Annotated in this window: 10 protein-coding genes and 1 pseudogene; 4 read left to right on the forward strand and 7 right to left on the reverse strand. The window is 39.5% G+C overall.

Going from position 1 to position 11,105, the window contains the following annotated elements:
* Nucleotides 1–37: 37 nt before the first annotated feature.
* Nucleotides 38–1,828: a methyl-accepting chemotaxis protein gene (locus M3Z76_RS17300; protein WP_293929304.1), complete on the forward strand. Its 1,791-nt coding sequence runs from the start codon at nt 38–40 to the stop codon at nt 1,826–1,828.
* A 473-nt stretch (nt 1,829–2,301) separates the two neighbouring features.
* Here the strand turns inward: M3Z76_RS17300 and msrB are convergent, their stop codons facing one another.
* From msrB to M3Z76_RS17325, 5 genes are all read right to left on the reverse strand, one after another.
* A complete protein-coding gene (msrB, locus tag M3Z76_RS17305) occupies nt 2,302–2,730 on the reverse strand; it encodes a peptide-methionine (R)-S-oxide reductase MsrB (RefSeq protein ID WP_293929302.1) in 429 nt (142 codons plus the stop codon).
* Complete coding sequence (msrA, locus tag M3Z76_RS17310) at nt 2,723–3,253, reverse strand: peptide-methionine (S)-S-oxide reductase MsrA (RefSeq protein ID WP_293929300.1); 531 nt, start codon at nt 3,251–3,253, stop codon at nt 2,723–2,725. The genes msrB and msrA overlap by 8 nt, the downstream gene beginning before the upstream one ends.
* Entirely contained in the window at nt 3,254–3,832 is a 579-nt protein-coding gene (locus tag M3Z76_RS17315; protein WP_293929298.1) for a YpmS family protein, read from the reverse strand.
* Between the two features lie 8 nt (nt 3,833–3,840).
* On the reverse strand, nt 3,841–4,752 hold the full coding sequence (locus tag M3Z76_RS17320) for a GDSL-type esterase/lipase family protein (protein WP_293929296.1): 912 nt from the start codon (nt 4,750–4,752) through the stop codon (nt 3,841–3,843).
* A gap of 311 nt (nt 4,753–5,063) precedes the next feature.
* The gene (locus tag M3Z76_RS17325; RefSeq protein ID WP_293929294.1) at nt 5,064–5,906 is read right to left on the reverse strand and encodes a DegV family protein; all 843 of its coding nucleotides are present in this window, start codon (nt 5,904–5,906) and stop codon (nt 5,064–5,066) included.
* Nucleotides 5,907–6,100: 194 nt separating this feature from the next.
* Here M3Z76_RS17325 and trhA point away from each other — a divergent pair, with 194 nt between their 5' ends.
* The 3 genes and pseudogenes from trhA to M3Z76_RS19795 all read left to right on the forward strand — a co-directional run.
* Nucleotides 6,101–6,739, forward strand: a complete 639-nt coding sequence (trhA, locus tag M3Z76_RS17330) for a PAQR family membrane homeostasis protein TrhA (protein WP_293929292.1) — start codon at nt 6,101–6,103, stop codon at nt 6,737–6,739.
* A 96-nt stretch (nt 6,740–6,835) separates the two neighbouring features.
* Nucleotides 6,836–7,672, forward strand: a complete 837-nt coding sequence (locus M3Z76_RS17335; RefSeq protein WP_293929290.1) for a DUF6612 family protein — start codon at nt 6,836–6,838, stop codon at nt 7,670–7,672.
* 99 nt (nt 7,673–7,771) lie between these two features.
* Nucleotides 7,772–8,155: pseudogene (locus M3Z76_RS19795) on the forward strand (DUF6612 family protein); the annotation flags it as partial.
* A gap of 57 nt (nt 8,156–8,212) precedes the next feature.
* On the opposite strand, the gene M3Z76_RS17345 reads toward M3Z76_RS19795, so the two are convergent.
* Nucleotides 8,213–9,787, reverse strand: a complete 1,575-nt coding sequence (locus tag M3Z76_RS17345; RefSeq protein ID WP_483310185.1) for a flotillin lipid rafts scaffold protein FloT — start codon at nt 9,785–9,787, stop codon at nt 8,213–8,215.
* Nucleotides 9,788–9,805: 18 nt separating this feature from the next.
* Nucleotides 9,806–10,345 carry an NfeD family protein gene (locus tag M3Z76_RS17350; protein ID WP_293929286.1) on the reverse strand — a complete coding sequence of 180 codons (540 nt, stop codon included), beginning with the start codon at nt 10,343–10,345 and terminating at the stop codon, nt 9,806–9,808.
* Nucleotides 10,346–11,105: the final 760 nt, after the last annotated feature.

An 11,105-nucleotide genomic window follows, 5' to 3' on the forward strand; every position in this document is an offset into this window, starting at 1 on the left:
AAAGTTGGTGACAAAATTGCTATTAAAAAGGAATAAATTGAAAAAAGTACCCAAACTAAAATTATTTACAAAACGAAAAACGAAGCGTCAAGAGCAGGACCCAGTTGATCGCAAAAAGAAAGCAAGATTTTATCAGCTTATTCGCGGACGAGTATTGTTAATTTTCTCGCTATTATTAGCTATTATTTTCGCTATGCAATTGCTATCGTATACTAATATTACTAAATTACAAACAAGCTTGCGAGATTTTGCTGACGAAAATTTGCAGCAGCAAATTCAAATTAATAATTTAGCAAGCGATATTGCGAAGCTGTCGAGTCATGAACAAACATATTTGATTACAGGAAAAGAAGAAATTTTGCAGGACTACGAAAAATCGAAAACAAGCATTAGCACGAATCTCGACGAGCTACAAGTGATTTTGGCTAATCATGAGGAGGCTGCCAATACCCTCGCTTCCATCAAGCAGCTTTACACCGTTTATTTAACACATTCTCAAAACATGATTGATACACGTACAAAATACGGCTTTGAAAATGCGCAAAAGCTAATGCAAAACGGTGGTGGACAATCATTAAAGGCTTATATTGATGATTATTCTGTGCAATTAATCGCTTTATTAGAAACAGAAAATGAAAAATTGATTAAAGAATTAGAGAGCTATGCCAATAATTCTAAAATATCCTTTTTATTTTTAGCGATTATTGCGATGGCTTTGACGATTACATCTGGTTACATATTGTTTAAATCCATTCGTCGCAATACGCATTCCATTAATACATCCATTTTGGATATTGCCAGCACAGGCGGTGATTTAACAAGACGTGTACGCGTGAAAACAAATGATGAATTTGCTCAAATTGCCGATTCAACTAACCTATTAATTCAATCTATTTCGACACTTATTAAGCGCGTTTCTGGCTTAGCAGAAAATGTTTCAGGCAGCTCTCAGGAGTTGATGGCATTGGCAGATGAAAATGCACGTATGATTGATTCGATTGCCAATTCTACACACGATATTGCTAGCGATAGCAATACAATCATTCAGAAAATGGGACAGGCGGCACAAAGCATGCAGCTGCTTGAACAAGCCATTCATGACTTAAATGTCGAAGCTGCTGAGGTACGACAGGCTTCTGAGGAGATGCGCACTGTCGCACGTAATGGTAGTGAATCAGTGAACCATTCCGCAAATGTTATGATGGATATTGAAGAAACGATGGCTAACACAACGACGACGGTGGAGGCACTCGGTAAAAAATCTGGTGAAATCACTTCCATTATTAGCACAATTACAGGCATTGCTGAGCAAACAAATTTACTTGCTTTAAATGCGGCGATTGAGGCGGCGAGAGCTGGTGAGCATGGCAAAGGCTTTGCAGTTGTAGCAGATGAGGTACGCAAGCTAGCTGAGCAATCGCAAAGTGCGGCGAAGGAAGTTACAGGTATTATTTCTTCTATTCAAACTGAAGTGAAATCGATTATCGCACAAAACCACGAAGGCGTACAATCCGTTATTCGCGGTGTTGAAGTGGCGAACGAAACGAACGCTTCACTTGATAAAATTTTACAGCAGACAGAGCGTACGTCAGAGATTATTAGTCGTATGGCTGAAAAAATCAATGGTACATTGGACTATAGCGATGCGGTTAGCTCTTCCTTTGTTGAAGTAAATGCTATCGCTGAGCATACTGCCTTCAGAACGGAAACAAGTGCTTCTGCTGCTATGCAGGGCTCCGCATCTATGGAGGAAATCAATGCTGCCGCTTCTGAATTAGCGACACAGGCAGATGATTTACGTAGCGTTGTTGGGGAATTTAAAATATAATCAAAAGCTCTTGTTTGAAAAATGGTCTAAAGCACCACTACTCAAACAAGAGCTTATTTCATTTACTAGTTAAAAAGAGAAATTGTTCGTCATTTTGCTATTTTATTTGCGCTTTCTCTCATTTATTTGCAACTTTGCCTTTTTATTGACGACTTCTCCAACTTATTTGCGACTTTGCCTTTTTATTGGCGACTTCTCCAACTTATTTGCGGCTTTGCCCTTTTTATTGGCGACTTCTCTCACTTATTTGCAACTTTGCCTTTTTATTGGCGACTTCTCAAACTTATTGGCGACTTTGCCTTTTTATTGGCGACTTCTCCAACTTATTTGCGGCTTTGCCCTTTTTATTGGCGACTTCTCCAACTTATTTGCAACTTTGCCTTTTTATTGGCGACTTCTCCAACTTATTTGCGACTTTGCCTTTTTATTTGCTAGTTTTCTCATTTATTTGCGATTTCGCTCTTTATGATACCTTATTCAAACAGTGCCTTATATTTCCCGTAGCCTTGCGCCTCTAGCTCTTCCACAGGGATAAAGCGTAGTGCTGCGGAATTGATACAGTAACGCAAACCGCCTAATTCTTGCGGGCCATCTGGGAAAACATGCCCTAAATGCGAATCCGCTGTTTTGCTGCGCACTTCTACGCGGCGCATGCCGTGCGATGTATCGAAATGCTCGGTTACTTCCTCTACCTCTAACGGTTTGGCAAAGCTTGGCCAGCCACAGCCTGCATCAAATTTATCAAGCGAGGAAAAAAGTGGCTCACCTGATACGATATCCACATAAATACCTGCGTTAAAATGCTGGTCATATTCGTTGCGATATGGTGGCTCTGTGCCTTGCTCCTGCGTTACATAATACTGCATTTCCGTTAATTCCTTTAAACGCTGCTCTTTATTCATGTCTTTCCCCCCAATGCTGTTCTTTAAAGGCTACCCGCCCTGAGCCGATGGCGTAGCGCTCATAATGAGCAGGGTTTTTCTTATAATAATGCTGATGATACGTTTCCGCCGCATAAAATGGCTTTGCTGGCAAAATTTTTACCGCGATCGGCTGTTTGAATTTGCCCGATGCTTGTAATGCTGCTTTCGAGCGCTCTGCGATTTCACGCTGTTCCTCATTATGATAAAAAATTGCTGTAGTATACGATTCGCCACGATCGTAAAACTGTCCGCCTGCGTCTGTTGGGTCAATCAAAGTCCAATAGAGCTCTACAAGCTTTTCGTAAGGATATACGGCTGGGTCAAACGTAATTTGCACTGCCTCTAAATGTCCCGTTGTCTCTGAGCAAACTTGCTCGTATGTTGGATTTTCGACATGTCCCCCTGTATAACCCGAAACAACCGCCTCAATTCCTGGTACTTCATCAAATGGTTTGACCATGCACCAAAAACACCCACCTGCAAACGTTGCATATTGCACCATTTATTTCACCTCTTCTGCTGGAATAATGATATCTAACAATATTTTATCATTCGCTAAATCAATTTCCTTTGCACGCACTCTTGAGCCTGAGGCAATGTTAATGCGCGATAAATCCACATAAATTTCCTCTTCATTCGGTCTGACAATCATCCAGTCAGGGAATTCAATCGCATCCTTCATCAGCTTTAAAACAGTAGATGGTGGAATATTTAATTTCCCTACATTCACCTCTGTTTGCTTTAATCGAATATTGCCATCGCTAACAATCGGCTCAAAATCCATTGAAATAGGTACTGTAATACCGAATACAATTAGCTCACTAAAAAGCTGCACTTGCTCGTTTACTTCCATTTCAACAGGGATTGGTGATTTCCCTAGCGGTCCTTTGCCCATATATTTTTTCGCAATTGCTTCAAATTCCTTCGCTGTTGTCTGCACCGTCAGCACATGCCCGGTTGCTTGCTCCTGCTCTGGAATTGCACGTTCCTCCACCTTTGAAGTCGCCATATATACGATAAAAACGACTGTGAAAAGTACTGCTCCTGCTAGTAAAAAAAAGGCGACTTTCCATTTATTCATTTGCTGTCTCACTCCTCAAATCCAATCAAACCATCTGACATTTCCTCAATATCGCATGCTTTCATAGCAGCTACAATGCGCTCTGTCATGCGCTCATAGCCCTTCGCATTCGGATGGAAGAAATCCGTATGATACACTAAATCTTCATTCGTATGAAATAAATCTAGCACGGGGACAAAGCAGGCATTATCATCCTGTGCCGCTAGCTCCCTTACGTCATTATTCCACTCTACAATAATTTCTTCAAATGGTGTCGTTTCATCTACTACAATTGAAAAGGGATTGTAAAAACCAATTAAAATGAGCGGCACCTCTGGATTACGTGCACGTATTTCTTTAACAATTTGCTCATAATTATGTTGAAAGTTGACTCTTTCCTCATCAAACATTTCCTTTTTTAAAGAAAATATATCGGTTTTGACAATTTTCATTACATCATTGCCACCCATTGTTAGCGTAACCAAATTAGCAGCCTCTAATTCCTTATCATAGTGCCCTTTTTCCAAAAGTCGTAGCAGCTGATCACTACGTCTGCCCTTTTTACCGCGATTATCTAGCGTAATCGTCGCAATTGCAGGCCATTTTTCAAGCTGTTCCACTAAGCGCTCCGTATAGCCTTGACGCATATATTCATCCCCAACACCATCCGTTAAAGAATCGCCTAGTGCAAGATATTGAATATCCTGTGCATCAATTTCTTTTCTAGTCAGCCAATCTAGCTGAAAGATATCACCTAGCTTTTCTATAATGCCCTCTTTTTGCGCTTTCTCGATATAAAGCGCATCATCTATCGGTATAGGTACACTTGTCGTACCAAGTGATTTTTCATATTCCTCTGGTGATGTTTCAGGCTCATCGACCGTCACTGTACAAGCAGACAATAATAAGCAACAACATAACACGCTTAACCAAAACTTCATTCTTTCTTCTTCCCTACCAATCTATTTAACATATGTACTATTATAATGTATATGACGTAAACAAACACGCTAAAAGGCACGGCGCCCATCAATTGAATAAAGTGAACCTTCAATCAGTGGGGGTTTTCCTCATCCCCCCACTGATTGGTAGTTTCACCAATCGGGTTTTTACAGGCTGTTTGATTCCCCTCTTCAACACCTTGATTTTATCTGCTGTTTTGATGTGGGGGTCTTACAGCCTGTTAATACGGGATAAAAAGCAAACAGGTGTCTGAAAGTGGCACATTCGCCTGCTTTCAGACACCTCTAACCTATTCTGCAAAATAAATAAAGCCAATTGCTCCTGGACCTGTATGTGTACTAATAATTGGGGATGTAAAGGCAATTTCTGCGCTGTCGAAGCCTGTTTCTTTGATTAAATCAAGCAGCGGCTGCCCCATCGTTTGTAAGCCACCTGCATGAGATAAGCCGACAGCCTTTACTGTTTTGCCAGCAGTATCCTCCTGGAACTGCTTAAATAAATAATTGACTACTTGCTTATGGCTGCGTGCCTTCGATACAGGCGTATACTCGCCACCTTCTAAGCTAGCGATTGGCTTAATATTTAACAGCGAGCCAATCATGCCTTTTCCTTTACCGATGCGTCCACCTTTAATTAAGTTTTCCAACGTATCAACGACAACAAATAAATTTGTATTTGCACGTACCACATCTAAGCGTGCTACAATTTCCTCGATTGAAGCACCTTCATCGCGCATGCGAATAGCTTCACGAATTTGGAAGGCTAAGCCGAATGCAATAAAGCGTGAGTCGACAACTGTCACATCAGACGTTGTCATGTCAGCTGCTTGGCGAGCTGATTGAACCGTACCACTCATACCGCCTGTCATATGAATCGATAAAATTTGATCGCCATCTTTTCCAAGCTCATCATATAATTCTTTAAATTTCCCTGGTGCAGGCTGAGAGCTTTTTGGCAGTTCAGGAGATTGTTTCATTATATCCATGAATGTAGCAGGCTCTAAATCGATTCCATCTACATATGTATTTTGTCCAATTTGAATTGTTAAAGGTACAATGTGAATACCATGCTGCTTAATTTCCTCTTTTGTTAAATCACACGTTGAATCAGTTACAATATGAATTCGTCCCACTTATGACACATCCTTTATATTCTTCTTCCCTATTATAAGTAACTTGAATCATCACTGTAAAGGTGACAAATGTAATACCTATTACCTGATAGTTGTCTTTTTTCCATATGACATATTGTAGTGACAACTAATGACAATTATGTCTGTTCAGTTATTTCTTATTTTACTATAGTATTTCATAAGGAGTGATGATTATGCAAAACATCGTGTTCGACTATAAAACAAAAAATGAAGAATTATGGAATGCCATCACGCACGGCATTGGTTTATTAATTAGCATCCCCGCTTGTGTCTGGCTTATTTTACAGGCAATCGCAAAGGGAGGTGCTGTAGAAATTGTCTCCTACAGCATTTTTGGGGCATCTTTAATTATTTTATTTTTAAATTCTACTTTGCTGCACAGTATGCCTGAGCGCTTTAAGTATTTCTTTGCCATTCTTGACCATTCTGCTATTTATATTTTAATCGCAGGCACGTACACACCGTTTTTGCTCATTACGTTAGATGGCGCATTAAGCATTACATTGCTGTGCATTATTTGGGGCATTGCCATATTTGGTGTCGTCTTTAAATGCTTATTTATTTATCGCTTTGAAGCATTTTCCTTAGGCCTATATATCGCTATGGGCTGGCTCATTATTTTTGTCATCAAGCCCGTTTACACATTTTTGCAGTTTGAAGGCTTTTTATTGCTGCTAGCAGGCGGTTTATGCTTTACATTCGGTGCGATTTTTTATGCATGGAACCGTCTTCCGTACAACCACGCAATTTGGCATATTTTTGTCATTGCAGGCTGTGCTTGCATGGTGAGTTGTGTCCTATTCTATTTATAAAATAGCAGGACTTTTCTATCGAAAAACAGCTTTCTTGAAACTTTACTACTTATTAAACAGTATTAATAGTAATGAACAATAAAGGAGCTGTAGCAAATGAAAAAGAAAATGTTCGTAGCCTTAGCAGGGGTGGCAGTGATTGCCGCTGGCTGTGGGACAACAGCAACACCGAAGGAAAATACGACCGACAAAAGCGATTTATCACTAGAGGAAGTATTTACGAAAAGCAGTGAGCGACAAAGTGAAATTAAAAGCTTTAATGCGACTGTGACAATGACACAGGCAATGGAGCTAGGCGATGGATCAACAGTGGATACATCTGCTAATATGAAAATGGGTGCAGTTTTAGAGCCAACACAATTTTTTGTTGATGGCACAATTTCTATGACGGAGCCTACAAGTGGTGACAAGCTAGATATGCCGATGAAAATGTATATGACAGCTGAGGACGGCTTTTATATGTATGATGACACATCGAAAACATGGTTTAAGCTGCCACAAGATGCGACACTTGATGAAATGCTAAGTCAGGCAGGTGTCCAAGCGAATGCAGCAGATCAGCTGCAATTATTGGAAAAATACGTAGATGATTTTACATTCGAGCAAACAAATAACGAATATATTTTAACGTTGAATGCAGGTGGCGATAAATTCAAGCAATTAATCGAAGAGCAAGTCGCATTAACAATGCCAGATGCTCCTATTGACCAATTCGAAAACATGTCATTCGAAGATACAACATATCAGCTGACAATTGATAAAAAGACATATGATATGAAAGAATTGAAATTAGATATGATCATTTCAATGGACATCGATGGTGTCCAAGCAAAAATTGACCAAAAAACAACGACAACATACGATGATTTTAACAACGCAACTGTCACAATCCCACAAGATGTATTAGAAAATGCACAGGAAATCAATTATTAAATATCACAATAGCTTAAGCCCTTTTCAGCTAAGAGGGTTTAAGCTTTTTTATTTACAAATTTCACACTAGATGCTTTCGGCTTAGATGTTAATACAACGGAGCAATTAAAAATTCTTGAAAAATATGCAGAGGATTTTACATATGAAGAAAAAGGCGAGGATTATATTTTAACATTAAAGGGTAGCAACGATAAGCTCCATCAAATAAGCCGTGAGCAACTAGCCCTTACGATTGCTGAAACAAATCCAAACGCTGAAAGCCTTCAAAATACAAAATTCGAAGATGCCTTTTATCAAGTAATAGTTGATAAAAATACATTTGATGTGAAGACGATCCAATTAGACTGGATGATGAAGCCAACGATTGATGGCGAAGAAATGGCTATTGATCAAAAAACAACAATCGCTTACAACAATATTAATGCTGTTTCGACAATCATTGTACCACAGGAAGTAATCGATAACGCATATCTCATTGAATAATTATCCACAAAAAGGGATGCTTGAAAAGATCATATCTTTTCAGGCATCCTCTTTTTTCTATTCTTCCGTTATTTCAAGCTCTTCCTTTGGCTGCACGGGCTTTGATACTGCTACTGGTGTTGGTGCCGGTGCTTGCTGTACGTACTGCTTGATGGCATTTTTACCAACATATGTTTCAATTAATTCCTTGACATCAATGCCTGATGAAGCTTTTAATGTTTCTTGCAATGACCCCATTAAATTTGTTGCGTAAGAAGTGACTTTGTTGGCGCCGCCACCTTCGCCACCACCTGTGTCAACAACTGTAATTTTGTCGATGTTGGATAATGGGCTTGCGATTTGCTTCGCGTATTCTGGCAACATGCGAACCACCATGTCTAACACGGCTGCTTGACCGTATTGTTCAAATGCTTCTGCGATTTTTTGCTTCGCTTCTGCCTCCGCTAAACCGCGTAGACGAATGATTTCTGCCTCTGCTGCCCCTTGCGCACGCTCTGCGTCTGCTTTTGCCAAACCGTCAAGACGAATGCGCTCTGCTTCAGCTTGTGCCTGTGCCTCGATACGATATTTTTCCGCATCTGCCTGTGTTAATTGCTTCATTTTTTCTGCCGAAGCTTGTTGCTCAATCGCATAACGCTCCGCATCTGCTTTTTTCTTCACTTCAGAATCATATTGACGCTCACGACGTGAAATTTCGTGCTCTTCTAATTCGATTTGCTTTTGACGCTCAATGATTTGTACTTGCATTTCTTGCTCTGTTACTTCCTGTTTCGCACGGGCTGTTTCTAGCTCATAGGCTTGGTCAGCACGGGCTCTTGCAATATCTTGCTCACGGCGATATTCCGCTACTTTTAATTGATTGTCTTTTTCCGCTTCCGCAATTTCTGTTGCACGTGCAAGTTCGGCTTTTTGTGCCTCTTGATCTGCTTGTGCACGCTTAATACGCGTTTCTTTATCTGCTTCTGCTGTTGCAATATCTGCATCGCGTTTTACTTGTGCGATACGTGGCTTCCCTAGCGATTCTAAGTAGCCATTTTTATCGCGCACATCTTTAATTGTAAATGATACAATCATCAGACCCATTTTCGCTAAATCTTGCGAGGCAACGCGTTGTACTTCCTGTGAGAATTTATCGCGATTTTTGTAGATTTCCTCTACTGTCATCGAGCCTAAAATCGAGCGTAAATGCCCTTCTAATACTTCACGTGCTTCCATTTCACGCTCATGCTTATCTTTCCCTAAAAATTGCTCTGCTGCTGTTGCGATTTCAGAAATCGAACCGCCAATTTTGATGATGGCTGTACCGTCTGCCATAACTGGTACACCTTGCTCTGTGTAAACTTCTGGTGTTGTTACTTCTAGTTTACTAGATAGCAAGCTAAGTGGCTCTGCCTGCTGGAATACTGGAAATACGAATGTACCGCCACCACGAATAATTTTAATACGATTACCTGTCTCATCTGTATGAACATTTTTTGAGCCTAAGTAGCTTCCTGTCACAATTAATGCTTCATCTGGACCTGCTGTACGGTATTTCGATACGTAAATTCCTAAAAGAGCGATAATAATAAAGACAACTACCCCAATAATAATTAATGTACCTATCATACCTGTGTTGAAAAGATCTGCCATGCTGTTTCCTCCTTTAAATTATGCGTTGGCGAAGCCTTTGTCATATGATGTAACAAAAGCCGTCCCCTCTTTTACTTCAATAATTAAAACCTTCGTGTCATATGGAATTTCGTCACCTTGATAGCTCGCTGCTCGTTTCGAAATGATTCCGTTCACCGATTCGATAACAATTTCACCAAAGCCATCTAGCGGAATTGGTACAATGACCCTCCCCGTCTGCCCTTCTAACGATGCGTCCGTATAAACGAGCGACACCTCTGCTGAGCGCAACGGGACTAGTAGGAAGAAATACAGCAATGCGGTGAAAATCGCTGCAATTACTAGCGCAATGACGAAAGCGACAATGCTTGTTAGAGAAGTAAAGCGTTCAAGCAAATAGCCACTTGCTGCTGTGATAGAAATAAATGAAAGTATCACAGCTGGGTCGAAAAATGGGATTCCTTCTGCTATACCATCTGCTAAATCAGCAAATACGAAATAGAGTATTGTACAGCTACCAATCACAATCAATATGGTTAAATAAATCGCTGTGAGTGAAAATCCAAACACCTTTGCCATCCCCCTTTCTTATGTATTACCTTATTTACGAATAACTTCCAAGAAAGTTTCGAAAAAATGAAAAAATATTCGCTCAATCAACAATATTCACCATTTATCGACGCTCACCTTATTTTACCAACTTAAACATTCTCCATCAATAGCATATATATACTTAAAAATAAGGAGAGGGAACGCATGGTGATAATTTATTAATATCAAAATTTATGTTTATATGTAATAAGATATTTGCACTCAAAAAGAACACTTAATTTTATTATAAAACTTCTTCAAATTCCTTTACTTAAAGATAATAGGTGAAAGAATGCAAGTAAGTAAGAGAACTTTGAGTTAACAGACTTTTGCTATACTTGCAACTTCAAAAGGGAGAGGAGACGAAACGGATTACAAGACAACTATATAAAAATATAAAAGCAGTGAAGGATATGAATAAAGCATTAATGTATAAAAATTTAATTTCATATGGTAGCTTGTTAAAAGAATTCATAAGGAATTAAAGCTTGACTCATACTGAAGATATTATTGTTATGGCTTAATGGTATGTTGGTTTAAATGAGGATACAAACTTTTCAATCTATATTAGAAATGATTCAGATTATTAATAATGACTGTGGCTATTTTTTATAGCTGAGTTAATTTCATAATTCCAATCCCTTCGGTATCAAGGGTTTCAACTAAATAAAAATGAGGCACCTCCCCAAATTCGATATAATGGTAGTGACTAAACAACCCACCGAAAGGAATGATGCCTCATGACTAT

It is taken from the genome of Metasolibacillus sp., assembly GCF_025291715.1.
Lineage (GTDB): Bacteria > Bacillota > Bacilli > Bacillales_A > Planococcaceae > Metasolibacillus > Metasolibacillus louembei.